The organism is Pseudomonas sp. SB113 (assembly GCF_040754745.1).
Taxonomy (GTDB): Bacteria; Pseudomonadota; Gammaproteobacteria; order Pseudomonadales; family Pseudomonadaceae; genus Aquipseudomonas; species Aquipseudomonas grimontii.
In genome coordinates, this window is sequence record NZ_JBFMHW010000019.1 from 44,832 (window position 1) to 69,753 (window position 24,922).

At 58.8% G+C, this 24,922-nt stretch carries 26 protein-coding genes; 14 read left to right on the top strand and 12 right to left on the bottom strand.

The genetic code is table 11. The features are described 5' to 3' along the window. Positions 1-118 precede the first annotated feature (118 nt). The 3 genes from AB1462_RS22765 (at position 119) to AB1462_RS22775 (ending at position 2,010) form a co-directional block, all read left to right on the top strand. Complete coding sequence (locus AB1462_RS22765; RefSeq protein WP_259191990.1) at positions 119-877, top strand: SDR family oxidoreductase; 759 nt, start codon at positions 119-121, stop codon at positions 875-877. A gap of 436 nt (positions 878-1,313) precedes the next feature. Beyond that, positions 1,314-1,652, top strand: a complete 339-nt coding sequence (locus tag AB1462_RS22770; RefSeq protein ID WP_259191991.1) for a DUF6124 family protein — start codon at positions 1,314-1,316, stop codon at positions 1,650-1,652. 43 nt (positions 1,653-1,695) lie between these two features. Beyond that, entirely contained in the window at positions 1,696-2,010 is a 315-nt protein-coding gene (locus AB1462_RS22775; RefSeq protein WP_259191992.1) for a hypothetical protein, read from the top strand. A 93-nt stretch (positions 2,011-2,103) separates the two neighbouring features. On the opposite strand, the gene AB1462_RS22780 is transcribed toward AB1462_RS22775, so the two are convergent. After that, positions 2,104-2,664 carry a hypothetical protein gene (locus tag AB1462_RS22780; RefSeq protein WP_367247982.1) on the bottom strand — a complete coding sequence of 187 codons (561 nt, stop codon included), beginning with the start codon at positions 2,662-2,664 and terminating at the stop codon, positions 2,104-2,106. Between the two features lie 385 nt (positions 2,665-3,049). Between AB1462_RS22780 and AB1462_RS22785 the strand changes: the two genes are divergently transcribed. After that, on the top strand, positions 3,050-4,096 hold the full coding sequence (locus AB1462_RS22785) for a hypothetical protein (protein ID WP_367247983.1): 1,047 nt from the start codon (positions 3,050-3,052) through the stop codon (positions 4,094-4,096). A 179-nt stretch (positions 4,097-4,275) separates the two neighbouring features. Here AB1462_RS22785 and AB1462_RS22790 read toward each other — a convergent pair whose 3' ends face one another. From AB1462_RS22790 to AB1462_RS22810, 5 genes are all read right to left on the bottom strand, one after another. Beyond that, positions 4,276-4,803 (bottom strand): AAA family ATPase, encoded by a 528-nt coding sequence (locus tag AB1462_RS22790; RefSeq protein ID WP_259191995.1) that lies wholly within the window; start codon positions 4,801-4,803, stop codon positions 4,276-4,278. A gap of 131 nt (positions 4,804-4,934) precedes the next feature. Continuing rightward, a complete protein-coding gene (locus tag AB1462_RS22795) occupies positions 4,935-5,651 on the bottom strand; it encodes a class I SAM-dependent methyltransferase (protein ID WP_259191997.1) in 717 nt (238 codons plus the stop codon). 230 nt (positions 5,652-5,881) lie between these two features. Then, positions 5,882-7,351 (bottom strand): RES domain-containing protein, encoded by a 1,470-nt coding sequence (locus AB1462_RS22800; RefSeq protein WP_259191998.1) that lies wholly within the window; start codon positions 7,349-7,351, stop codon positions 5,882-5,884. Positions 7,352-7,612: 261 nt separating this feature from the next. Then, complete coding sequence (locus AB1462_RS22805) at positions 7,613-8,176, bottom strand: hypothetical protein (protein WP_259192000.1); 564 nt, start codon at positions 8,174-8,176, stop codon at positions 7,613-7,615. A gap of 63 nt (positions 8,177-8,239) precedes the next feature. Next, entirely contained in the window at positions 8,240-9,232 is a 993-nt protein-coding gene (locus AB1462_RS22810) for an SIR2 family protein (protein ID WP_259192001.1), read from the bottom strand. Positions 9,233-9,554: 322 nt separating this feature from the next. Between AB1462_RS22810 and AB1462_RS22815 the strand changes: the two genes are divergently transcribed. From AB1462_RS22815 to AB1462_RS22835, 5 genes are all read left to right on the top strand, one after another. Next, positions 9,555-11,576, top strand: coding sequence for a methyl-accepting chemotaxis protein (locus AB1462_RS22815; RefSeq protein ID WP_276544320.1), 2,022 nt, complete (start codon positions 9,555-9,557; stop codon positions 11,574-11,576). A 95-nt stretch (positions 11,577-11,671) separates the two neighbouring features. Next, entirely contained in the window at positions 11,672-12,712 is a 1,041-nt protein-coding gene (locus AB1462_RS22820) for an alpha/beta hydrolase family protein (protein ID WP_367247984.1), read from the top strand. Positions 12,713-12,792: 80 nt separating this feature from the next. After that, positions 12,793-13,311, top strand: coding sequence for a DUF2569 domain-containing protein (locus AB1462_RS22825; RefSeq protein ID WP_090406826.1), 519 nt, complete (start codon positions 12,793-12,795; stop codon positions 13,309-13,311). Positions 13,312-13,522: 211 nt separating this feature from the next. Beyond that, a complete protein-coding gene (locus tag AB1462_RS22830) occupies positions 13,523-14,749 on the top strand; it encodes an MFS transporter (RefSeq protein ID WP_259192003.1) in 1,227 nt (408 codons plus the stop codon). A gap of 80 nt (positions 14,750-14,829) precedes the next feature. Further along, complete coding sequence (locus AB1462_RS22835; RefSeq protein ID WP_090406832.1) at positions 14,830-14,991, top strand: DUF2986 domain-containing protein; 162 nt, start codon at positions 14,830-14,832, stop codon at positions 14,989-14,991. A gap of 1 nt (position 14,992) precedes the next feature. Here AB1462_RS22835 and AB1462_RS22840 read toward each other — a convergent pair whose 3' ends face one another. Then, positions 14,993-16,204, bottom strand: coding sequence for a YeeE/YedE family protein (locus AB1462_RS22840; protein WP_367247985.1), 1,212 nt, complete (start codon positions 16,202-16,204; stop codon positions 14,993-14,995). Between the two features lie 322 nt (positions 16,205-16,526). Here AB1462_RS22840 and AB1462_RS22845 point away from each other — a divergent pair, with 322 nt between their 5' ends. The 3 genes from AB1462_RS22845 to AB1462_RS22855 are packed head-to-tail and all read left to right on the top strand — an operon-like array spanning position 16,527 to position 17,935. After that, positions 16,527-16,802: a metal/formaldehyde-sensitive transcriptional repressor gene (locus AB1462_RS22845; RefSeq protein ID WP_367247986.1), complete on the top strand. Its 276-nt coding sequence runs from the start codon at positions 16,527-16,529 to the stop codon at positions 16,800-16,802. Further along, positions 16,799-17,722: a CDF family Co(II)/Ni(II) efflux transporter DmeF gene (dmeF, locus tag AB1462_RS22850; RefSeq protein WP_367247987.1), complete on the top strand. Its 924-nt coding sequence runs from the start codon at positions 16,799-16,801 to the stop codon at positions 17,720-17,722. Before AB1462_RS22845 ends, dmeF begins: the two co-directional genes overlap by 4 nt. A gap of 33 nt (positions 17,723-17,755) precedes the next feature. Next, the gene (locus tag AB1462_RS22855; protein ID WP_090406844.1) at positions 17,756-17,935 is read left to right on the top strand and encodes a DUF1289 domain-containing protein; all 180 of its coding nucleotides are present in this window, start codon (positions 17,756-17,758) and stop codon (positions 17,933-17,935) included. A gap of 9 nt (positions 17,936-17,944) precedes the next feature. Here the strand turns inward: AB1462_RS22855 and AB1462_RS22860 are convergent, their stop codons facing one another. After that, the gene (locus tag AB1462_RS22860) at positions 17,945-18,742 is read right to left on the bottom strand and encodes a DNA/RNA non-specific endonuclease (protein ID WP_367247988.1); all 798 of its coding nucleotides are present in this window, start codon (positions 18,740-18,742) and stop codon (positions 17,945-17,947) included. A gap of 156 nt (positions 18,743-18,898) precedes the next feature. Between AB1462_RS22860 and AB1462_RS22865 the strand changes: the two genes are divergently transcribed. Then, entirely contained in the window at positions 18,899-19,960 is a 1,062-nt protein-coding gene (locus tag AB1462_RS22865) for an SDR family oxidoreductase (protein ID WP_367247989.1), read from the top strand. Here AB1462_RS22865 and AB1462_RS22870 read toward each other — a convergent pair. From AB1462_RS22870 to AB1462_RS22885, 4 genes are all read right to left on the bottom strand, one after another. Beyond that, on the bottom strand, positions 19,957-20,976 hold the full coding sequence (locus AB1462_RS22870; RefSeq protein WP_259192009.1) for a HAMP domain-containing sensor histidine kinase: 1,020 nt from the start codon (positions 20,974-20,976) through the stop codon (positions 19,957-19,959). The two genes, AB1462_RS22865 and AB1462_RS22870, sit on opposite strands and share 4 nt — an antisense overlap. Positions 20,977-20,984: 8 nt before the next feature. Further along, the gene (locus tag AB1462_RS22875) at positions 20,985-22,454 is read right to left on the bottom strand and encodes an RAD55 family ATPase (protein WP_367247990.1); all 1,470 of its coding nucleotides are present in this window, start codon (positions 22,452-22,454) and stop codon (positions 20,985-20,987) included. Further along, a complete protein-coding gene (locus AB1462_RS22880) occupies positions 22,451-22,783 on the bottom strand; it encodes a hypothetical protein (protein WP_244176384.1) in 333 nt (110 codons plus the stop codon). Before AB1462_RS22880 ends, AB1462_RS22875 begins: the two co-directional genes overlap by 4 nt. A gap of 163 nt (positions 22,784-22,946) precedes the next feature. Continuing rightward, a complete protein-coding gene (locus tag AB1462_RS22885) occupies positions 22,947-24,158 on the bottom strand; it encodes an MFS transporter (protein WP_367247991.1) in 1,212 nt (403 codons plus the stop codon). 122 nt (positions 24,159-24,280) lie between these two features. On the opposite strand from AB1462_RS22885, the gene AB1462_RS22890 reads away from it, so the two are divergent. Further along, the gene (locus AB1462_RS22890; RefSeq protein ID WP_315337037.1) at positions 24,281-24,922 is read left to right on the top strand and encodes a TetR/AcrR family transcriptional regulator; all 642 of its coding nucleotides are present in this window, start codon (positions 24,281-24,283) and stop codon (positions 24,920-24,922) included.

Genomic DNA, 24,922 nt, shown 5'->3' on the forward strand with positions numbered 1-24,922 from the left:
TGAGACAATCAGGCAATGAATTGAGCGTATTGGGCGTGGGTTGTAAACCGATCACTGCCTATCTTGAGCGGGTCAAGAAAGCGCCGAAAGGCGCGCCTAAACCTAGCTGAGATAACCCATGACCCACCCGATCGCACTCATCACAGGCGCCAGCCGTGGCCTTGGCCGCAACATGGCCCTTCACCTCGCCAAGCGCGGCGTCCACATCATCGGCACCTATCGCAGCGGCGCGGCAGAAGCCGAATCGCTGAAACAGCACATCGAGGCGCAGGGCGGCAAGATCGCGATGCTGGCGCTCGACATCACTGATACCGCCAGCTATGAGGCTTTTTCAAGCGCAGTGACTGAAACGTTGAAGACCGACTTTGGCCGCGAGCGTTTCGACTTTCTCGTCAACAATGCTGGCAATGGCCTCTTTGCCAACTTTGTTGACGCCACCGAAGACCAATTTGCCTCACTGGTCGCGACGCACCTGCGTGGGCCGATTTTCCTGACGCAGAAGCTGCTGCCGCTGGTGGAAGACGGCGGCCGCATCCTTAACGTGTCCTCCGGCTTCGTGCGCTTTACCCTGCCGGGATACAGCCTTTACGCGGCAGTGAAGGCCGCCGTCGAGGTACTGACCCGTTTCATGGCGGTAGAATTGGGTTCGCGCCAAATCCGGGTCAATGCGATTGCCCCGGGTGCTATCGCCACCGATTTCGGCGGTGGTGCGGTGCGCGACAATAAAGATGTGAACGCCTACGTGGCACAAGGCATCGCCCTGGGCCGCGTCGGCCTGCCGGATGATATAGGCGCTGCGGTTGCCGCCATCCTGTCCGATGATCTGGCCTGGGCTAACGGGACGACGTTTGATATTTCGGGTGGGCAGTTGTTGTAGCCACCGTTGTATGGACTCATTGTTAACCCAATCTGGTGAACCCCGCGTCGTCGTTTATGCGGGGTTTGGCACGGCGCGAAATACGTGATGGCGCATCGTGCTGCACAACGCGCACAAGTCCTACAAGAAGCCTGGGCGCCTTGCTCCGTTGCCTACAGTTGCGTCAGAATCCGCCGGCTTGTGCGCTTGAGTGCGTCTCTCTAAGGTGGCCCGGTCGCTGACAACTCAGTGATCGGGTTTAGTAGCCCGAGTGACAACATAAAGTGCATGAGCCTCATCGATCAGGTGTTCTTGTCTGTACTTGATGGTGGCTGTGCGCAGGGCGCCCTCGGGCGCGCCGGCTTTGTGTGTTTCCCCGGTCTACTAACCTGCGTACAGCCGCCACCCTCTCGTTTAGTAGCGAAAAGGTGTTGGCCCTAAAACAGGTACAACACACATGTTCAAAGTCACGCCTAACCCTCCGAACGGCCCCGACCTGAAACTTAATCAGGCAGCGCATCGTGCGATTGATCACTACCTCAACGCGGGCGCCGAACCGCCAGGGCCGCCTTCTCCACCTTCGACTACGCTGTTCAGCGTTGCTGACGATGCCAGCACTGAAGTGCTGATTGCCAATAGCTATGAGACCTTTTCTTCGGTGACTGCGTTGTTGCTTGACCTTTCGGATGAGCTGACGGGGAAGCAGCGGGATGTGGCGTTGGCGATTCATCAACTCAGCGAGTTGGGAGTGTTGCTGATGGACAAGTTGATGGAGCGCGAGGCGGCCATTAACTAGACGCGTCACTCACAAAAGGTCGCCGAGGGGCCGTGCACGGCAATTGCTTCAAGAAGGAATCAATCGTGAGACCCCGATTGAAAGCCTCATCCACGTCCTCGAAGCCGCGATAGAACTGATCGGTCTTCCAGACAACGACTTCTGCTGGTCAAGCTGGGAAGACGAGGCACAAGCGAAGGGTGAATTGCTAGGCTTGATCAGCGTGCTCAAATCAGGTGGTTTGCCCAACAGGCTGGATGTGGCGGTTCTGTTCGCCGTCACCGGCCCCCTGCAAGAACTCAGCCTCAGCAGTGGCTGGGCGAACACCTTCCTCAAGTTGGCGGATAAGTACGACGAAGTCGAAGCGCTGCTGTGGTGAGACCCCATTCGGACCTCCACCACGTTGCTCGGAATTGCCGATGAGGCCAGCAGGGAAATGCTGATCGGCAACAGTTCCGAAGTCTTTTAGGCTTTATGTGTTTTCCTCAGCGGCGATGAACTTCTTGCGATTCACCATCCAGGGTAGCGCCGGCTGACTGCGTATTTTCTTGCAGCGGTTTTTTGTAAATTGGTAGGTCACAAGATCAACGAAGTGGCGGTTGCCTTTAACCACGTCGTAGGTGATAAGAAAATAAATCAAGGGGCTTTTGGCATCGTTCCAGGTGTTCAACGTCTGGTCCAGAGCCTTTTGAATGTCCTCTACGCGGCTGTAGCCAATGAACGTCTGAAAGGCTGCCTGACCGGCCTTGCTATACAGCTTTTCGATTTCATTGATGTCCGTGTGGGCACGCTTCCACTCCCATTCCACGAAGGTCAAAATATCCTTTTCGGAGTACTGCACCACCGCATCGGTACGCCCACCCGATTCGAAAAGCGCCCGTGCGCCCATCAGGCTGGCACATTGCCGGATTACGAGGCCCATATGAATCGTCCAGTTGGCCCGATTCGCCAGGCCGGCTGTTTCAGTAACGGGAAAATCCTTGTACCAGAGGTAGTTAAACAGAGTAACGAAGTCCCGCTCAATCCGTTTCATTATGGCTTCCATATGTCTAATGATTAGGTGTAATTAACTTTCCAGCCATGACTCCCAACGTCCTCAAGGTTTTCGTTAGAGCCCCCTGAGCGCGTAGCGATAGTCGTCAATGTATCGGCACGACGCCGCAGAACTTTATTTTGACGCACTGTTGTTGCCACGCCCTACCGGCTGAGCGCTGTTAATGAATAGCCACTAGGCCTCCAGGCTTTATTGGTCGGATTACTGACTTATTAAATGGGGGCAAACGCAAGGCGATTGGGCTTAAGCGCAGCCCTGCTTGAAAGTCTTAGCCGTACGTTTACCCCACTGGATTACGCGCCCTACGCCGAGTAGCCTATCGCTATAACGGAACACCTCTTATCCCCAGCATTTGGAATGCCTAATGGCCCTGCACGACGCAATCGCCCTTGAAATCCACGCCGGCGCGCTACCGCTACACTTCCGCACCGCAGACCTTAAAACCACTGGCCGCAGGGTCTATTTAAGCCCCACCGATGCCAACGAACGCTATCGCGTGGGCCTAGACTTTTTCGCCGCCAACACAATCAATACGCAGCTGGCAAACCTGTGTGAGCACACCGGTTACTGGGCGCGCAACGGCCATGTGGCGCGTTACCGGCGTGTCGCCGACGGGTTGTATGAATTGCTTGGCCTGGACGAAACGCAGGAGCTGACCGCTGAAGTCGAGCCGGCTGCCGAGGCGCCCCTGGGTTGCCATGACTTGAGCCCCTGGGAAGCGCGCTTTGCTTTCTACCTTGAACATGAACCCTTTCAAATCTACGATCGCCGCCGCCGGAAGGTATACCCAGCCCAGGCGGCTCAGGGACTGGATGCACGATTGAGCAGCTACTTCTGGCCCTCCCCGGGAGTGAATTTTGTAGCTACTGAGCAAGTACTGCGGGGGTTTATTGCTCAGGCTCGAGTGCTAAGTCTTGACCTTGCCGGTAATGCCGACGCGGTGTTGGCGTTATTCGCGTCTATCTGCCAGTGGGGCGGGGTGCGCCTGCCCACACAGGATGCCGATGCAGTGGTCGCCAACCTGCAACGTGCGGCTAATCGCAACGCTCAGAACCCTGCTGCGATGAACAGTGCATGGACGAAGCTGTACGCCATGTTTTACCCAGACGACTTTGTGATCTATGACTCACGTGTAGCCACCGCATTGGTGGCTATTGCTGAGGCCGTGTTCGATGACGTCGAGCTCGATTCCTTCAAGACGCAGTATCCCAACCTAGGCCTGATTGCTGGACGTGGCGGTAGTCGGCCACGAGCGACTCGTACCGTATGGCGCAATGCATATATGTCATGGCCAGCGCAGCTCGATGCAAATCGTCTTGTCGCGTCCATTGTGCAAGCGCTTAACGCACGATCTGACTTGGCCTACAACGCCCGCCAATTGGAGGCTGTGCTGTTTATGGAAGGGTATTGAGCGGCCTTTACCCTCAAGGCGACGCCTATTTTGAAGAGCATTGCCACACCTTAGCGTGACGACCAGTAGTGTTTGGCCGATTGCGGTCCTTGGCGAGAGGCAGAGAACAAACCGGCTCGCTACCCCCCGCTTTTTGACCGGCATCGGCCAATGCTTTAGACCTTCCTCAGCGTACTTGCTTAGGCCAGGGTCGAATTTCCAACGCTCGCGAGAAAAATCCTAGTATCCCGATTAGACCGCAGATAAACCACGCGGCAAGCTGAGGGCGCAGTTGCGACGAGTTGCTGCATTTTTGCGCGCGCTGATCTTTTCGTTCGCCACATGAATCTAAAAAATTCCGGCAGGTTCGCCAGCAGTTCGGGGCAGTTAGGCGGCAAGTCAGGCCGCGACTGACCGCGTTGGAGCAGCGTTCTGCGCAGTACGCGCAAGAATCGAAGCGTCGTCGAACGATCAATCCATATCAAAAGATCTGCACGGGCCATCCGGTTGTCCCAAGTGGCCGAATGACCACCTTCGAATATCCAGCAATCACGGGACTCGACCTCGAGACAAAGCTGCGTCTTCTCGTCCCGGCTTCGTTCTATCCAACCTGGCTGCCAGTGGATAGTGTCGATATGAACGACCGGCAAGCCCGTGCGCTGACCAAGCTTACGCGCCAAAGTGCTTTTGCCAGACCCAGGTTGACCAACAATCATCACCCGTTGCATCGAAGCACCTTCTCGCTATTCAAGCTGATTTTTTGGGGTGGCGATTTTACGTCAATGCCTATATCGGTCAACAACAAGGGGGTCAGAGCGACAGGCAGCTGTCGGCCAGAAGCAGTCATTCGTGATCATGTTCAGACCACTTTGCACGACAACCACGCCCCCCAGAAAAGGCTGCTGAAGAAACGGGTAGCGTCTCCAAACCCGGCGTCATGCAAGAGTTTTTGAACCGCCGCCTCGGAATGTGGAGGATCAGCGCCTTGAAGGATTTTCCCAAGCTTGACCTTCACTTCATCCGCGCTGGCTCCATGCTGCCGCCACCGCTGCCCCCAGGCCGCAAGCAGTAACGGCTGGCTGGCGTAAGCGTATTGATTCCCCGCGACAATCAGCGGCGCACCCGGTTTTAGATGAGCCCGAATGGATCGTAAAATTTGTCGCTTGGCGTCATCTCCATCGAGATGATGGAGTACACCGATCAAGGTCGCAGCGTCGTATGACTCGTCTGCTGCCAGGTCTTCAACTTGCCCAAGATGCATGGCCGTTCTTTCAAGCAAGTTGTTTGCCTCTAACTGCTGCTTCGCTGCCTCCAGCATTGGCTCGGATGGGTCAACGGCCGTGAAGCGCCAACTCGGTTCAAGCTTGGCCATCGCAATAATTTCCTGCGCCGTACCACCAGCGCCAACGACCAGTATTTTTGCCGAACTTGTATTGCCCAGGCTTGCCGCCAGCATGCACGCAGCCAAGTCTTGGCAGGCGTCATATCCAGCTAGCGCAATACGGCTCTGTCGTCCGTACTCATTGGCTCGTGAGGTATCAAATTTTTCAGCTGAGTTGAGAGGGGATGATTTCAAGGCGGTTCTCCATGTTCTGAAATCAAGCTACGCCAGACACAGCAATAATAAAAATTCATTAATTTTATGTGGCGCATTCCTGCAAGGAATGCGTGGCTCAAAAATTGCTGTTTGCTTGAGCTGACTCAGCCCCTTGTTGACAGTCAACTTTGGGTCGATTCTGTCAGTCGCGACAGGCAGAAATCGGCCAGAAGCGGACGGTGACAACAAAGCAAACGCCCTCAAAATATTTAAAAATCGTCGGCGCTGAAATGTAACTTTCGATTTGGACTTGCAGTGTCTACCCTCACCATGACTGCTTTTGCTTCCGCTTTCACCTCTACCGCTTTGATGGCATGGACTTGCAAGGTTTGCAGGTCGAGCCTCAGGAAAGGTTCTCGATGCTTGGCATGGATCTGGCTCGATTCGTAGGAATCCAGAAAAGGGAAATCGAATTCAGCTTTTTTAGTTGGTACAGCCGGCTGATTTATTTGAAGGGTATAACAAGGGTACACATCTCCGGTGTCTGGATCATAATCCACCACCTGAGCATTGAACTCAGTCGAAGGTGGATAGCCCAGCGACTCCACGCACGCCGCCTTGTGAAACAAGACAACGTTAACTCCGACCCCATCCTGTACAGAGGGGAAAATGATGCCGTCCACGTTAGGTGTTTGAAGCGAAGCCAGATAGTCGGCCACCGCTTGGGTGATCAAATACTCGTGATCCTGTTCGTTTGGCATCACCGGGAGTACCAAGCGTTTGCTGAGTGTTTGCAGAAAGTCGTGACGCGCTAACTCCTTTGCATAGAGCGGATTAAAAATGCTTCCTTCACAGCGAAGACCTTCCAATGCGCGTAGATCAAGCAATGTGATTGGACGAATGATGTTGAACTTTGCCGTTACTACATTACTTCCAACTACCGGGCGAACCTCGGCTAAAGCAGATCCTAAATCAAGAGCACCATAGAAGACCGCAATTCCGGATGAGTTCATCCTGCCTGGTTTGGCAAGCCGTCCTGGAGGTGGTCCGAGCTCCTCAACCGGCTTAACTAGCGCGCTTTGCAACGATTCAGCTGAGTAGAATTCACGCGCACGATAAAGCGCAGAAATATTCTCGCCGAGACCTGCTTTGATTAGTGCCAACCCATTAGTGCGTGAGCGCGTTTTGTGCAAATCGGCGAAGACTGAGTTCAGGATTGTCAAAGCTTCCTGATTGAAAAGCCTACTTTCATGCTTCAGCGCGTGCTCTAGTCGCAACCATAATTCATCCCAATCTCCAGCGGAAGAACTCTTCCGTATGTAGTAGGAATCAAAGGCGAACTCGCATTCATCATGCGAGTCGCTTGGGTCTCGGTTATCGTATTTTACGTTGAGAATCTCAAGCACGTCGGATGCAATGTTTTCTTCACACCCTACTATATCTGCTATCACATCTAAGATGGGATCGCCTTCCCGATCCCAGTCATAATCAATCTCGCTGTCTCTATGCATCGCGGACTCGAAGGCATTCGGCTCTTCAGCGGTGCGCTCGTAGTGGGCTTCGAAAGCCGATTCGACCTGAGTCGCAAGTTCTTCAACTTCAATGCACGGAGAACTAGTTTCATCACAGTAGGAACACTTCCCGGCAACTTCAACTGCGATTTTTTCCTGCAAAAAACTTTCGCCAATGCAACCCACACAAACCCTTTTCGGTTCATCGTCGTAAAAATTATTTTTCATTTCAGCCCTTCCTCGGAGTAGATCTATTCTGCTCCACAGTACGAAATCGCTCAGTCCTGCACCAGTGCCCTCGTAGGGTATTAGCTAAGACTGTATGGATCGGCAGCAAGTTAATATTTCTCACCGGAAGTACGCTGCTAATGACATTCACTTAGGGCGGACAGCAGCCACTAGCCAACGTCCGCCTTCGACCCAAGGCACTAATTGTTCGTTTTCAGCCTGTAAAAAGAATTTACTATAATCAATTTTACATTATTTCATTCAACGTGCGGTTGCCAGAGGGTGCACGCCAATATCCTTCGAGAACGTTTCCATTAGACGTTGATGCGATTTGCGCACAAGAGTCGGGTCGACTGCTGCTTTGCTAAAGCAACTCTCCCATTCGGTATTCCACTCTTTGAGCCAAGCGTCTCTGCGACGCTCGAAAGGTGTTCGAAGACAGCTATCGCGGCCCCAACCAGTATTTGTCTCGAAGCAAAGGTTCTGAAACTCGATGCATGAAGCAAAAAACTCATCGCTGAACAACGGAGCGGCAAGGTGAATCTTCTTGTCGATGATGCGCTTCATTGCAATTATATCGGGTGGGGGGATATCTCGCCAATTGCCAACGTATGTGTAGTAGCACAGTAGATCATTGAGCTGAGGGGCAAGATCATCATATATAGCAAGACGCTTTTCAGTCAGCTTTTGACTGCGCCACTGCAGATGTTCAAATTTTTTCGTAACGCGATGGATGTAAACACCGAAAATAGCTAAAGCACCTGGCACCAAGAGGCTTGAGGTGAGCTTTGCAATTTCCAACCAACTCCATGGACCTAATTCCATAAGCACTTCCGGATTCCAATTTAATGTTTGCAGTCATATTTTTTTTAAAATTAAAATTTTAGCTTAGTATGTTTGATCCCACTGTGTGAATGTCAAAATATTCGCCAAGTAGTAATGGTGAAAGTTTGTCGTCTTAAATTTTTGAGCCCAGTAATCAAGTCGTTGCTGCTGGGTCTGGCCTATGCCCGACCATTCGACGATTACAATGTGCTTGGATTGGGCGTGTGCCGCGATCACATCATTCAAATGACTGTCTTCGCCAGAGTAGCCGAAAACAATAATTTCCTGCGATTCGTTAAGACTAAAGTTTAGATAATTCCAGTATGTCGACAGCACTATTGATGAGCCGATTACCGATCGCTTATGGCGTACATGTGTGAGAACTATATGGTCCGAGCCCTCGGGAGAATGGGGGTCAAGTTCATTACGGTCTCTTTTTCGCGCCAGCCCATGGTGATCGAAAAATAACGGGGAACCATGAAGGTGCAAGTAGTATCCAAAATTATTGTTATATAGTCGTACAAGTGCGTCAGAGCTAAAGCCAGCCCCGACCATGCCATCTACCAATGTGGTAGTGTTGTAGGCGCCCATTAAATTAGCATCTAAAAATGCACCATATAACAGTTTGTCGTAATTGAGGGTTGCTATGTGGGATTTTGTATTTCGGACAAAACGAATTAAAGGCTCTAAGAATGGTCGAGGCAGTTCGCCATGATATAAATGCAATCTAGTAGCAACTTTGTGTATGTAGTTTCCGACTGCAATAGGAAATTGAAGGCCTTCTTGTGAAAGCCAATGCACATTCATTCTCTGAGATCTATTTATACTGCTAAGAGTTTTACAGGCAGAAATTACCAGGTGCAGAGGGTCGAGTTGGTCTTCTCTTTGAGGTATTGCGCCGACGGCCCCCATGCACTGACTGATTAAGTCTTTATGGATGTCTGATATAGCAAACGGATCATTCCATACGTCAGCCATTGCATTTGTGAGTGAAAAATGGCGTGGATCCAATGCCATTCCTAGCCCGTTTCCGAAAACTAAAGTCTTTCTAGGCATCCTTACCCTCTCTGCTTCGTTCGTCATGTGTTTTGGGCAGTAGAGGCATGTTGCCATCTATTGCCACGTTTAGGGAAGGGCGGAGAAGACTGAAACGTCTCTGATTTTATAGACGCATCTGACTGGCTCCTTTTGGCCGATAGCTGCCGCTCACAACCGGCCGCAATCGGCCGATAACAGCCTGTCAATATTGGGGAACATCCCTACACCCGCGTCCATCCGTCGCATCCCCCACCCTCCCCCTCCAGCCCCCACCCAACCTGCCGATAACCCTACTAATCGTACGCCTACCCCTGCCCCCCCACTCGATCGAGTCCACCACATGAACCCACTCTCCCTTCTAAAAAAAGCCCGGGCCGATCGTCAAGGCACCGCCACGCTCACCAGCACCGCCAACAACCTGGACGCCGCACTCACTGCTCTGCGTATCACCCCCACCCTGATCACCGGCTTTATCTCGCCGCATCTGGACATCGACGCCATCGCCGCCAAGCTCAAGCGCCGTTTCCCGCACTCCACCATCAGCCTCTGCACCACTTCCGGCGAACTCTGCAATGCGCCCAATTCGCTGTATTGCGCTACCGGCGAGCGCTGGGACCGGATTGTGTTGCAGTTGTTCGACGACAGTCTGATCGCCTCGGCCGAGGTGGTGATGGTGCCGCTGGAGTGTGAGGACATTCGCGGTGGCGGTAAGCGGTTGGGGATGCAGGAGCGGATTGCCAAGTTGGTGGCCAATATCAAGCGGGTGCAGGTGCGTACGTCGATCGATCATCGCGATACGTTGGCGTATGTGGTGTTCGATGGGTTGTCGGCGTCGGAGTCGTTTTTTATGGAGGCGCTGTATGAGTCGGGACGGTTTCCGTGTTTGTTTGTAGGGGGATCGGCCGGGGGTAAGTCGGATTTCCAGAAGACGCTGATTCATGACGGCCAGCGCAGTTATCAGAACCATGCGCAGATTGTGTTCCTGAAGACGGCGGCGCATGTGCGGTTTGGGGTGTTCAAGAGCCAGAATTTCAAGGCGGCGGATTTGACCTTCAGTGTGCTGACGGCGTCGGTGGAGGACCGCACGATTGACCAGGTGATCGACAGCAGCGGCAATATCAAGAGCATGGTGCAGGCGCTGTGTGATGCGTTCAGTTGCGCGCCGCAGGCGCTGGAGTCGAAGCTGGCGGATTATTCGTTTGCGATTCGGGTGGGCAGTGAGTTGTTTGTGCGTTCAATCGCGCGCATCGATTATGTGCAGCAGATCGTGCAGTTGTATTGCGACGTGGCGCCGGGTGAGGAGTTGGTGATGGTGCGGCGTACGCCGTTGCGGGAGACGACGCGCCTGGACTATGAGCAGTTCCTGCGCGGCAAGGGCGGCCAGCCGGTGGCGGGGATTTTGAATGACTGCATTCTGCGCCGGCTGAACAACGGCGCCGAACTGGGCAGCATGGCCGGCATTTTTGGGGATGTGCCGTTGGCGGGGTTTTCGACCTTTGGGGAGATTTTGGGCTTGAACCTGAACCAGACGCTGACGGCGATTTTCTTCTTTCGGGTGGCCAAGGGTGCGAGTTTCAGTGATGAGTACGTGGACAATTTCATCGCCCATTACGGTGAGTTCAAGGCATTTTTCCTACGGCGCCAGGTGAAGAAGCTGGCGGGGTTGAACCATGTGGTGGTCAAGCAGATTACCGCGTACAAGAACAATGACTTCAGCAACACTCTGAATACCCGTGGGCTGGACCGCAATATCCTGCCGGTGTTCGAAGGTCTGGCCGACTTGGGCCTGGTGCTGGCCCATGCCCAGCGTCAGCAGGAGGACATCGCGTCGCAGCTCAAGCATTACTCGGGTGAGTTGCATGCGTCGATGGATGAACTGGTGGGCACGATTGGCCAGCAGAACACGGTGTCTGCGCAGGCCGGGGCCACGGTGGAGGGGCTGTCCAGCCAGGCGGATGTCGCGGTCGAGGGCGCGCGCACGCTGGCGGGGTCGAGTTTGCGTATCCAGTCGATTGTGCAGGTGATCCAGCAGATCGCCGGGCAGACCAACTTGCTGGCGCTCAACGCCGCGATTGAAGCGGCGCGCGCCGGCGACCTGGGCCGCGGCTTTGCGGTGGTGGCGGACGAGGTGCGCAAGCTGGCGGAAATCACACGTAAGAATGCGGCGGAAATTGGTGTGGATATTGACTTGTTGTCGAGTGAGATCCAGCGGGTGGCCCAGCAGATTGAAGACCAGTCCACCGGAGTGGGCGCGCTGCGGGAGATGCTGGATGTGCTGGAGGCGTCGAGCCGGGCGACGGAGGGTACGGCGCAGCGGACCAAGACCATTGCGGATACGTTGACGGGGTTGACCCATGCGTAGGCGTTAACGGCAGGTAAAAAACGGCGCGGGGCTCATGGCACTGAACGGGGAATTCAGTGCATGATGCGTCGCTCATATCAAGGACGATAACAACCGTGAAAAACGCCCTCGCCGCCCTGCTATTGCTGTGCCTGACCGCTCCCGTCTTCGCCGCCGAAAGCCCCGTCGGTTTCAAGACCGCCACCCTGCCCGATGCGCAAAACAATCGTCCACTTGAGCTGGTTGTCTGGTACCCCGCCGCCGCCACCGCCAAACCCACGCTGATCGCCGACAACGCGGTGTTCATCGGTGCCCTCGCCGTGCCCGACGCACCGCCAGCTGCCAGTGAGCATCCGCTGGTGGTGCTCTCCCACGGTTATGGCGGTAACTGGGGCAAGCTGGTGTGGCTGGCCAGTGCGTTGGCGCATCGGGGCTACATCGTCGCGGCGGTCAATCACCCCGGCACCACCACCAAGGATCGCAACCCGCAAACTGCCGCGCAGTTATGGCAACGCCCGGCCGACCTGAGTCGCGCGATCGACGCGGTGTTGGCTCAGCCGAAGCCCTTTGGTGCGGTCGCGAATGACCAGATTGCCGCCGTGGGCCATTCCCTTGGCGGCTGGACCGTGCTGGAAATCGCCGGGGCGCGCTTCGATCCGGATCTGTTCAGCCGCGACTGCAACGCCCACCCCAAGCTCGGCGGTTGCATCGGCTATCAGGAGATGAACCCCGCCGGCACGCCAGCCGGCAAGGCCCGGTTGGCCGCTGATTTGAGCGACAAGCGCGTCACCGCCATTGTGTCGTTGGACCTGGGCCTGTCGCGCGGTTTCACCGACGCCAGCCTGGCCGCGCTGCCGGTACCGGCGCTGGTGATTGCGGGGGGCGTGCCGTCGGAGGATATGGACCCGCAGTTGGAGTCCGCCGACATGGTCAAGCGGCTGCCAAAGGCAACGACGCAGTATGTGGAGATCAGCGACGCCACGCACTTCAGCTTTATGTCGATCTGCAAGCCGGGCGGCATGGCGCTGATTGAGGAGAGTTCGCCGGGCGATGGCATGATTTGCCGCGATGGTGAGGGGGCTCGGCCGAGGGCGGTGATTCAGCAGCAGGTGGTGGGGCTGATCAGTGAGTTTTTGCGGCGCTCATTTCGACAGTGAAGCCGGCGTCGACCTTAGAGCCGATGGCGCGCCACGGCTGACTATTTATCGTTTTAACTCCATTGAACGGCGGAGCGAACATGCAAGAAAGTAAACACCCGAAGGGACTTGGCGGTTGGCTGATCGTGGTTGGCTTGGGCCTGTTTATAGCCTTGGCGCGTCTGGGCTATGCCCTTATCGCGGTGTATTACCCGATATTCGCAGATGGCTCGTTCAGCATCCTCACCTCATCCGGCACGACGATGACTAACGCCCTATGGGGCGCGATCCTGATTTCAGAAACCCTCATTAATGCAGTCTTTATCGCGGCCTTTGGTTATTTGGTTTACCTGTTCTTCTGCGAACATTATTTATTCCCCAAGGTTTATATCGTCACGCTCATCGCCTCGGCTATTTACGTTCCACTTGATGCATGGTTCAGCTCGCTTGTTCTGGTGGATGAACCCATATTCGACTACAACACGACCAAGGAAACCGTGCGCGGATTGGTGTCCACCTCGATCTGGGTCCCCTACATACTGTTCTCTAAAAGGGTCAAGGCAACGTTTGTACAACATCGGCCGGTTGCGGCAGAAGCGCCTAGCCCCGTCAGCCTTTGACACGGTGAGCATCGAGCGCCTGCCAGATAACCGGCAGGCTGCCGAAGCGATGCCGCTGAAATACGCAGCCCAACCCCGTCACATCGATAGCACTGATGATTACTATCGAACCGCTCGCCTATAGCGTTGCCGAGCCCGATTCCTATAATCGCCTCCCAATTCTTCCCCCTCGCCTGCCCTCAGGCGACATCCCCCCTTGGAACCCAGCATCATGCCAAGCGCCCTCCAGGCCCCCAGCGGCCGTCCCGAACATAATCAACAAAGCGTCAAACAGCAGTGGTTGGCGATTCTCTCGGTCGCGGTGGGCGCCTTCGCCCTGGTGACCAGTGAGTTTCTGCCGGTGGGCGTACTCAACGACGTCGCCGCCGACCTCGGTATCAGTGCCGGGCACGCCGGGCTGATGGTGACCCTGCCGGGCATCATGGCTGCCCTCGCCGCGCCGTTCCTGTCGGTAAGCATTGGCGCGATGGACCGTCGCTACCTGCTGATCGGCCTGACGTTGATCATGATCATCGCCAACTCGGTCGTGGCCTTTGCCAGTGACTTCAACCTGCTGCTGTTCGGCCGCGTATTGCTGGGCATCAGCATCGGCGGGTTCTGGGCCACGGCCATTGCCCTCAGTGGGCGCCTGGCGCCCAAGGGTGTGGACGTCGCGAAGGCCACTTCGATCATCATGATGGGCGTGACCCTGGCCACCGTGCTCGGTGTGCCCGTCGGCACCTGGCTCAGCGGCTTGATGGGCTGGCGCATGACGTTCCTGGTCACCGCGCTGCTGGGCGTGCCGGTGCTGCTGGCGCAGGTGTTCCTGCTGCCTCGGCTCACGCCGGAGAAGGCCATTCGCATCAGTGACCTGCCGGCGTTGTTTATCAACCCACAGGCGCGGGTCGGGTTGATCGCGGTGCTGTTGATCGGCCTGGCGCACTTTGCGGCCTACACCTATGTCGCGCCGTTCTTCAAATACAGTTCCGGCTTCGATGGGCCGACGATTGGTTCGCTGTTGCTGCTCTTCGGCGTGGCCGGGGTGTTCGGTAATATCTTTGCCGGTTTCGCCGCCAACCGCAGCGTGCGTCACACCCTGTTGCTGGTCGCGCTGATGATCGGCACCAGCACCGCGCTGTTCCCCCACTTCGCCACGGGGATGACCGGCGCTGCGATGCTGATCGGGCTGTGGGGCTTCGCCTTCGGCGCCTTCCCGGCCTGTGCCAGTATCTGGATGTTTGTGGTGGCGCCCAAGGATGTCGAACGCGGCATGCCGCTGTTCGTCGCCTTGTTCCAGGTGATCATTGCCTTGGGCTCGTTCTTCGGTGGGCAGATCGTCGACAAGTTGGGCAGTTCAGTGCTGCTGAGCCTGGCCACGGCGCTGGTGGGCTGTGGTTTTGTCACCGTGCTGGTACTGGGGCGCAACATCAGTAACAGCTTGGCGGCCCAGCCCGGCTAGGCCTGTGCCGCTGCGATGCAGAGACCGGTTGCAGTTTTTAAGCTGGTATCATCCCGGCCTGTCCAACCCGGGTAAACCACATGAATCGCCAGAAAAAACTGCAACAGCTGTTCAAGGCCAAAGCCAAAAAGGCCAGCGCCAAATTGGCACCGAAATCCAAGGATAAATACATCAGCAAGGCGGAACGGGAAAAGCTGGCGACTGAGGCCGCTCAGGCGCCAGACATTTCCCCTGAGCAGTAACTCAGCAACCGCTCAACGCCACGGGCCGACGCTCACCCGCAAAGAAAAACGGCCGCAGGCGCACGCCCACGCCGTTGCCGATAAACGCCGCCACCAGCCACACCCAGCCATGCAGGCTGCCCGAGGCGATGCCGCTGAAGTACGCGCCGATGTTGCAGCCGTAGGCCAGGCGCGAGCCGTAGCCGAGCAGCAGGCCGCCGATCACCGCCGCCACCAGTGAGCGGGCCGGGATGTTCAGGCTGGGGGCGAAACGGCCGGCCAGGCCCGCAGCCAACAGCGCACCGAGGACGATGCCGATGTCCATGACGCTGGTGATGTCTTCCCACACCGGCGCGGCCAGGGCCTTGGCATTGCCCGGCATTTGCCAGAACGCCCAGCTGGCCACGTCCACACCCAACCCATTTGCCACCTTGGCGCCCCACAGCGCGAACGCCGAGGTAATCCCCCACGGCCGCCCGGCGAGTGCCAGCGTGGCATAGTTGAGCAGCGCCAAACCAATCGCGCCCCACACCAACGGCCATGGCCCACGCAGGAAGCGGCGCAAGCCTTGGTGTTCGCTGGTCACGCCTTCTTCAAGCTGGCCGTGACGGCGCTTTTCCAGGCGCACGGTGACGGTCGCGATGAACGCAAACATCGCCAGGCTGGCGAGCAACGCCGGCACTACGCCGAAACTCTTGACGATGGACACCGCCGGGAACGCCGGCAACGCGAACCACCAATCCACATGATGCGTGGCGATCAGCGAGCCGCAGATAAAGAACAACAACGTCACCAGCATGCGCGCATTACCGCCGCCCACGGTGAACAGCGTGCCCGAGGCACACCCGCCGCCCAACTGCATGCCGATGCCGAAAATAAATGCACCGAACACCACCGACACCCCGGCCGGCGCCACCAGCCCGACCACCGGTTGCCCAAACAACGTGCCCGCCCCCAGCGCCGGGAAAAACAGCAGCACCGCCAGCGCGAGCATCACCATCTGCGCCCGCAAGCCAGCGCCACGGCGCTCATTGATGAATACGCGCCAGGCGGAGGTAAAGCCGAAGGCAGCGTGGTAAAGGGTCAAGCCCAGTGCGGCGCCGACCACCAGCAACAGCACCTGGCGCGAGCCGACACTGTTTTGCAGGAACAAGGCGCCCAGCACCAGGATGACAAAGGCCACCAACGGCGCGACAGGCTTGCGCGCGGGGGTGATAGGGAGAGAGGTGCTCATGGGGTATCTCGGTTTGTTTGAAGAGGGATTTCGAACGGGCGAGTATAGCCTGTGGGAGTTGTCGAGCTTAAGCGAGGCTCGAGGCAACTCACCACCGAACCCGCCACGCGCGGCCGGGTGATCGCCCTGCGTCGGCTGAGTCGCGGACCACCTGGGCCCGCGCTGGGGGGCGGCGCGTTGTCGGGCATCCTGGCAGTGGGTGCTGCGATCTACACCCTGCGGCATCGGTTGGACCGGCCCAAGTAACCCTCGCCCCGGTCATCTTGTATAGGGGGGTGGGGTATGACACCATCCGCCCCACTATAGGTAGGGGGGGTATACCGTGAGCCATATCGCAGCCAATAAAGACAGCCTGATAAAACGGGTTAAACGCATCGCCGGGCAGATTCAGGCGGTGGAGAAAGCCCTGGAGTCGGACGCTGACTGCGCCAAGACCCTGCACCTGGTGGCCGCTACGCGCGGCGCCATCAACGGCTTGATGGAAGAAATCATCGAAGAGCACGCCAGGGCGCACGTGGCAGCCCCCTCCCTCAGCGAGGAAGAACGCAACAAGGGCGTCGAAGAACTGCTCGAAGCCATCCGGCGTTACGCCAAATGACGCTCATCACACACCATGCCCACGACCATGTGTTCCTCGGCGCCGCCCACGAAGAGAACGCCAGGCGCACCCTGTGGGTGGTGATGCTGACGGTGGTGATGATGGTGGCGGAAATTGCCGCCGGCTACCTCACTGGCTCCATGGCCCTGCTGGCCGACGGTTTTCATATGGCTACCCATGCCGGTGCCTTGGGCATTGCCGCCGCAGCCTATGCCTATGCCAAACGCCACGCGCGCAGCCCGCGCTACAGCTTCGGCACCGGTAAGGTGGGCGACCTGGGTGGCTTCGCCTCGGCACTGATCCTGGCGCTGGTGGCCCTGGGCATTGGCGTCGAGTCGCTGATCCGCCTGCTTGAACCCACCGAGGTGCAGTTCGGTACCGCGACCCTGATTGCCATCGTGGGCCTGGTGGTGAACATCGTCAGTGCGCTGTTGCTGGGTCACGGCCACAGCCACAGCCACGGACATGACCACGACCACGACCACGAGCATCACCACCACGGCAACGACAACAACCTGAAATCCGCCTATGTGCATGTGCTCGCCGATGCGCTGACCTCCGTCCTCGCCATCGCCGCTCTATTGGCCGGGCGTTACCTGGGCTGGGTGTGGCTGGACCCGGTGATGGGCATCGTGGGCGCCATCGTGATTGCGCGCTGGGCCTGGAGCCTGATGGGCGCGACCGCCGGCGTGCTGCTGGATCAAACCGATGAGCACGTCGCCGCCGAGATCCGCGAGTTGGTCGAGCAACCCGGCGACGCCAGGATTACCGACCTGCACGTGTGGCGCGTCGGCCCCGACGCCCACGCGGCGATTGTGAGTGTGCTCGGCCAGGCGACCACGGATGCCGAGCGCATTCGTGAGCGCCTCAAGCCGGTGCATGAAGTGAGCCACCTCACCGTTGAGTTTCGTTCGGCGTGAGTGCGCCCCTTTACCCCATCTGCAGGTGACCTCTTGGCTAAAGACATCGAAAACCCCTGCGTTTCAACCTGCCAGCTCAGCGGCGACCTGTGCGTCAGCTGTGGACGCAGCAAGGACGACATCCGCAAGTGGAAACGCATGAAGCGCCCCGAGAAAATGGCCGCCGTGCAACGTGCGACCCAACGCTTGAAGGCGTTGAAAAAAGCCAGGTAAGCCGCGTGCTCAGGAGCGCCCAACCGACCCTGACACCGGAAGATTACCGAGCAATTTGAGCCCGGTGCTTTTCACGAAGGTGTCGTAGTTCATCGGCTTTTGGATACGGGTTTCGGCGTTGGGCAGCACGTAGGCCCAGGCGCGTTGGGAGGATGCGTCGTACACCAGCTTGAACAGGCGCGTGGGCACCCAGACCTTGTTATCGCCGATGGTGCTGTAGCCCGGATCGAACAGCGGCCCGGTGAACACATACACATCACCGCCCGCGCGCACCGCGAACTTGCGCACGTCGGCCTCGACCTTGCTCCAGATCTTGCGGTTGTTGGTAGGGTCTTGGGGCACCATGTTCGACAGCGCAAAGGATTGGGCCATGGCTCGTGCGTTGGGTGCGTCGGCGGCTGGGGCCTGGTGGCCACGGTCCATGGCCGGGTGCTGGCTGCGGTAGTCGCTCAGCTCCGCGCGGCCGCTTTTGGGAATGCGTGGGTCGGCGTAGAACTGGTTGGTGCGCTCCTCGCCTTTGGCATTTTTCAACTGCGCGGCGTTCAGGCGTTCGACCACCACCAGCGGAGTCTTGCTGGTTTGTGAGTAGAGCACCGCAAACGTCTCGGAACACAGCGCCAGCGGCTTCATCGACGCCGGGACGGTAGCCGTCTTGATCGGGGCGGCGGCAGGGAAGAGATCGGCGCAGCCATCGAATGAGGCGCGTTGCTCGGTGGGGGTGTAAGGGTTTGCCAGACTGCGGGCTTCTACAGCGGTAGAAAGCAAAACAAGGGCCGACAGCCCGACTGCGATGGTGCGTAGGTACATGCGTTAAATCTTATGGTGAGGGTAACGGATGAGCGCGAAGGTTCGTGCGGGGCTTATGGACCCTGATTCGTGTGTTTGGTGCCGCGAGACCCACGGATAAGGTTGAACCTCTCCTACACCTGGAGGCTCAGAACCCTACATCCTCGGGAGAAACCTATGACCCAGACCGCATTAGTCGTGGGCGCCAGCGGCATCGTTGGCAGCGCCATCACCCAGTTACTGCTCGACCAACAGTGGCAGGTCGCCGCGCTGTCTCGTCAGCCCTCGCGGGTGCCAGGCGTGATTCCGGTCGCCGCCGACTTGCAGGACCCGGCATCGCTGCAACAAGCCCTGGCCGATCTGAAACCTACCCATGTATTCATCACCACCTGGTCACGCCAGGCCACCGAAGCCGAGAACATCCGCGTCAACGCGGCCATGGTGCGCAACGTGCTGGACGCCGTGCGCCCCGCCGGGAGCGTCCGGCATGTGGCGTTGGTCACCGGCCTGAAGCACTACCTCGGGCCGTTCGAAAACTATGGCAAGGGCAGCCTGCCGCACACCCCGTTCCGCGAAGAGCAAGGCCGCCTGGACGTGGAGAACTTCTACTACGCCCAGGAAGACGAAGTGTTCGCCGCCGCCAAAAAGGACGGCTTCACCTGGAGCGTGCATCGCCCGCACACCGTCACCGGTGTGGCCGTGGGCAATGCGATGAACATGGCGACCACCCTCGCCGTCTATGCCAGTGTCTGCAAGCACACCGGACGCCCGTTTGTATTCCCAGGCTCCCGCGTGCAATGGGACAGCCTCACCGACATGACCGATGCGCGGCAACTGGCGCAACAACAGCTGTGGGCGGCCACCACGCCGGCGGCGGCCAACCAGGCGTTCAACATCACCAATGGCGACGTGTTTCGGTGGAAATGGATGTGGGCGCAGATCGCCGATTATTTTGGTCTTGTACCCGCAGAGTTCCCGGCCAAACCCTCGCCGCTTGAGCGCCAGATGGCCGATGACCAGGGTGCCTGGAGCGAGATCGCGGCCAAACACGGGTTGAAAGAAACCGACATCAGTCGCCTGGTCTCGCCCTGGCACACCGACGCCGACCTGGGCCGGCCCATCGAGGTGGTCACGGATATGTCCAAAAGCCGCAAGTTGGGCTTTACCGCCTACCAGGCCAGCGACCAGGCGTTCTTCGAGGTGTTCGACCAACTGCGCGCAGCGCGTTTGATCCCTTAATCCATCAGGGGCAGCGTCACCACAAATTCGCTGCCCTTGCCATGCCCCTCGCTCATGCCCGTCACGCTGCCGCCGTGTGCCTCGACCAGTTCACGCACCACCGTCAAGCCGATGCCCAGGCCGGCGCCGTTGAAGCCGACGGCGTGCACGTCCTGCACATAAGGATCAAAAATAAACGGCAGTGCCTGGGCGGTGACGCCGATGCCGTTGTCGCTGATGCTTATCCTCAGCACCCCGGCCTGCGCGGTACAAGCCACCTTGATGCGCCCGCCGATGGGCGTGTACTTGGCCGCGTTGGCCAGCAGATTATGCAGAATCTGCGCGAGCCGCCCAGGGTCGCCGTTGATGCTCAAACTGGCGTCGGGAAGCTCGACGTCCAATTGCTGCTGGCGCGTGATCATCACAGGGCTGCAGGCGTCGATCGCGGCATTGAGGATACGCAGCATATCCACCTGACTGCGGTTGATACACAACTTGCCGGTGCTGGCGCGGGACACATCCAGCAGGTCGTCGACCAGTTGGGAAATATGCTGGACCTGCCCCTCGATCAGCTCACGCATGCGCGGCAACTGGTCGCTCGGCAACCGGACCATACGCTCGGCGATCAGGCTGATCGGCGTCAGCGGGTTGCGCAGCTCATGGGCGACCATGGTGAGGATGTTTTTCTGCTGGCCCAACGCTCGCTCGGCAGTTGCCTGGAGGTCCTGGGCGCTGAGCGCCGCGATCACCAGTTGCGCGTTGGCCTCGCGCAGTTCCTGGTAGAGGTGCTGCTCCTCCAGATGAGGGGCCGCGACGGCGTCCGATTGCGCCAGCAGTATCGCCAGCACTAATTGCTGGTTGGCCTCGATCAGTTGTTCGACGTGCTGGGAATCCACCAGGCGGCTGTTGGCCTCACTCAGCTGTTGCTGCAATGCCGCCAGTACCGCGCGGGCCTCAACCGTTTTCTGGCCAAGCAGGAAGAGTTCATGAGCGGCACTGGCCACTTCACGCTCGTCCTGCCCTTCGCCTTTACTCATGGCTCAGCTCAAACATTTCCGTCTCCTGCCCCTGACGGGTGCAGTGCGGTTGGCCGCCCCCCGAGCAAGCCTTCCTGCTCCGCAAGCCTTTCACCGATCTGCAGGCCATCGTCATTGATGTGGTATTGGCGCAGTTCATCGGAGTGCGCGCTGGCACGCACCTTGACCACGGCCATGATCCTCAGCAGCCGGCTGCGCACCTCGATGTAGCGCTGCACAATGATCGCATCGGTAAGGAACGCCGTGCCGTAAGGGCTGAAACGCAGGTCGGTGTAGCGGTCTTCCAGCTCCGAGGTCATCAATACGCTCACCCCGGCACCGGTCAACGCCGTGACCATGCGCGACAGCGACTCACGGAAGTCCTCGCGAAAGGTCGGCGCCAGGGCCAGCTCGAAGCCCGACAGCGAATCGATGACCACGCGCGTGGCGTTCAAGCGGCGGATCTCGCTGAGCAGCAGCTGGACGATTTCATCAATGGACAAGTCAGGTGCGCGGCTGTCGACCAGGCCGACTTGCCCACTTTGAATCAGGTTGGCCAGGGTGGCGTTCTGTGAGTGGTGGGGGCGCTGCTCGAACACGGCGATAACGCCGGTTTCACCATTGCGCGCGCCCTCGGCGAGGAAGGTCGCCGCCAGGATGCTTTTGCCCGACCCGGAGGGCCCGGCCACCAGCAGCGAATAGCCCTTGGGCAGCCCGCCACCGAGCATTTCGTCGAGGCGTGGCACGCCCATTTTCAGGCGCTGCACCGGCAGCGTCATCGGCGCCTCAACTGCGTTAAGCGCGGCAGGCGCGAACACCTTGATGCCAGAGCTGGCAATCCGGAAAGTGTGCAGCCCCGGCAATGTCGGCTGGCCACGCATCTTCATGATTTCCATCTTGCGCACCATCGAATTGCGCTCGACGCTCTGGCGCAGCCAGATCAAGCCATCGGCCACGGTGAAGATAGGGTTGGTGTCGGTTTCGGTGAAGTACTCACCGATCAGGAAGGTCGTCGCCTGCCACGTCGTCATCAACATGCCCAGTTGCTGGACGAACTGCGGCAAGTTGTTGTTAGGGTTGTGCTGCGTCTGGCTGGCCAGTACCACCGAGCGGAAGGAGTCGACAAACACCAGCGACGGCGAATGCGCCTCCACCTCGCTGACAATGCGCCGTAGCACTTCGTCCAGGTTGCCGGCCAGCGTGTCGTCGGCCAGGTTGATATAGCGGATCGACTGGTTGATCGCCTCGCTGTCGAAAAAATCGAACTGCTGCTGATAGCGCAGCATCTTCAACGGCGGCTCGCCCAATACCGTGAAAAACAGTGCAGGTCGCTCCGGCGTTGCGAGGGCAAACATCATTTGATGCGCCAGCGTGGTCTTGCCGCAGCCAGGCGGGCCTGCGATCAGGTTGAACGAAAACTCCGGCAATCCTCCGCCCAGCACCTCGTCCAGTCCTGGCACGCCGGTGGCCAGGCGGTTGATAGTTACTTTGGTGCTCATGGCGATTGTTCCTGCGAAGGGGTGTCGCTCAAGGAGGGCTCCCACACGTCGCGCAGCAAACGGGCAGTCAGCGAAGCCCCGATCAGCGTGGTCAGCAATGTGTAGAAAGTGGTCAGCAGTACTTCACCGAAGAACAGCGCATCGGCTTCAGTCTGCTCGATCAATAGGGCTTTGAGATCGCTCAGGTCCGGCGCAGCCTGCACGCGGTCGTAGGTATCGGCCAGGCGCGAATGCGTCAGGACGCTCAGGCGCAGGCTGCGACGCAGCAGCGCCACGGCACCTTGCTGACCGATAATGGGTGTGAGTGCTGCGTCGATATCCTGCAGCATCGAAACGATCGCCTCAGCGATGCTTGCAGGGTCAACGGTAGGGCCAACACGGTGCGCCAGAGAAGCTACGATCTGGCGGCTCTCTTCGCTTAGCGTGGACATGACGGGCTTATATCGGATGAGTTGACACTGATCGTACACCCAATCGCGCTCGACCGAGGGGTTAATGGCCTACTGCCCTATGCGCGGTGCGCCGTCCGGGCCTGAAACCATGGCCACGCGCCGCCCAGGCAATCACCAGCGCCAGCCCGATCAACCCCAGCATCGCCCAGGGAAACGCCGCTACGCCCCAGCGGTCCAGCAACACACCGCCTGCGACGCCGCTGCCGGCAATTGCGCTGTTCCATGCCACCACGTTCAGCGACAACGCCACATCCGCGCCGTCCCCCGCCGCATCCGCCAGGGCGGTTTGCAGCAAGGTTGCGGCACCGCCAAAGCTCAGGCCCCAGACCGCCACGCCGAGGTAGATCACCAGTGGCACATTCCCCAGCACGCCGAATAGCACGCTTACCGCCGCAAACGTCGCCAGGCTCACCAGTACGGTGTTGCGCAATAACGGCTCGACCAATCTGGCCGTGATCCAAATACCCGCCAACGCAGCGATCCCGAAGACCAGCAACACCAGGTCCACGCGCTCGGCCAGGCCCGCCGGCGCCACGAACGGGGCAATGTAGGTGTACAGCATGTTGTGGGCCAGCATCCAACTGATCACCACCGCCAGCACCGGGCGCACGCCCGGCGTGGTCAGCACCTTGCGCAGCGACAGGCGTTGATGGGCGGGTTGCGGCGCGTAGTCCGGGACTTTCACCAGCACCCAGGCGATCAGCACCAGGCTCACCGCCGACATCAGGCCGAACGTGGTGCGCCAGCCCACCAGGCCACCGAGCCAGGTACCCAACGGCACCCCCAACGACAGCGCAATCGGCGTACCGACCATCGCCAGCGCCAGTGCCTTGCCCTGTTGGTGGGGCGCGACCATGCGCCGCGCGTAACCGGCCAGCAGGCTCCAGGCCAACCCCGCCGCCACCCCGGCAAAGAAGCGCGCCACCAGCGTTACGCCATAGTGGGACGACACTGCAGTGATTGAGTTGAACAGCAGGAAACCGACGATGGTCAGCAGCAGCACATTGCGCCGGCGCCAGCCACGGGTGGCGATGGTCATGGGGATCACCGCCAGCACCGAGCCCAGCGCATACGCGGTGACCATCTGCCCAGCCATCGACGGCGAAATCGCCAGGCCGTCGCTGATCAACGGCAACAGGCCGGCGGGCAGGGTTTCGGTGACGATGCAGATGAAGCCGGTCATGGCCAGGGCAAGCAAGGCGCCGATGGGCAAGCGCTCGGATGCGGCCGATAAAGTGAGTGAGGGGGTCACGGGAAACTCCTTGGGCAAGACTTAGATACTGATCGATATAAATGTTGCGGGCGATCAGTGCGCGTTGTCAACGACTTATGTATCGACTAGTATTTATCTCGCTTTCCCACCGGAGACCTGACATGGCACAAATGGGCCGCCCCCGCACCTTCGACCGCGAACACGCCGTGGAACAGGCGATGCACCTGTTCTGGCAGCATGGCTACGACGCCACCTCCCTGGCCCAGCTCAAGGCGGGTTTGGGTGGCGGGATCTCCGCGCCGAGTTTCTACGCGGCATTCGGTTCCAAGGAGGCGTTGTTCGACGAGTGCGTAAAGCGCTACCTGGCGACCTACGCCCAGGTCACCGAATGCCTGTGGGACGAAAGCCTGCCCCCGCGCCAGGCCGTCGAAACCGCGCTGCGCCAATCTGTGCGCATGCAGTGCGAAGACGGGCACCCCAAGGGCTGCATGGTCGCGCTGGGCGTGATGAGTGCGCCCAGCCCGGAAAATGCGCGGGTGGCCGACGGGTTGACCCAGTCGCGCCTGCGCACGCGGGCGGGGATTGTGGCGTGTGTGGAGCGCGCGGTTAGGTTGGGCCAGTTGCCGCAGCAGACCCAGCCCGCCGCGATGGCGAGTGTGTTTGACAGTTTTTTGCAGGGGGTTTCGATATTGGCGCGGGACGACGTGCCCCATGCCACCCTCCACGCAGCGATCAGCCAACTCCTGCTGACCTGGGATATTGCCGCCTCGACGGTGCCGCCCCGTAGCAAACCTTCGAAATAA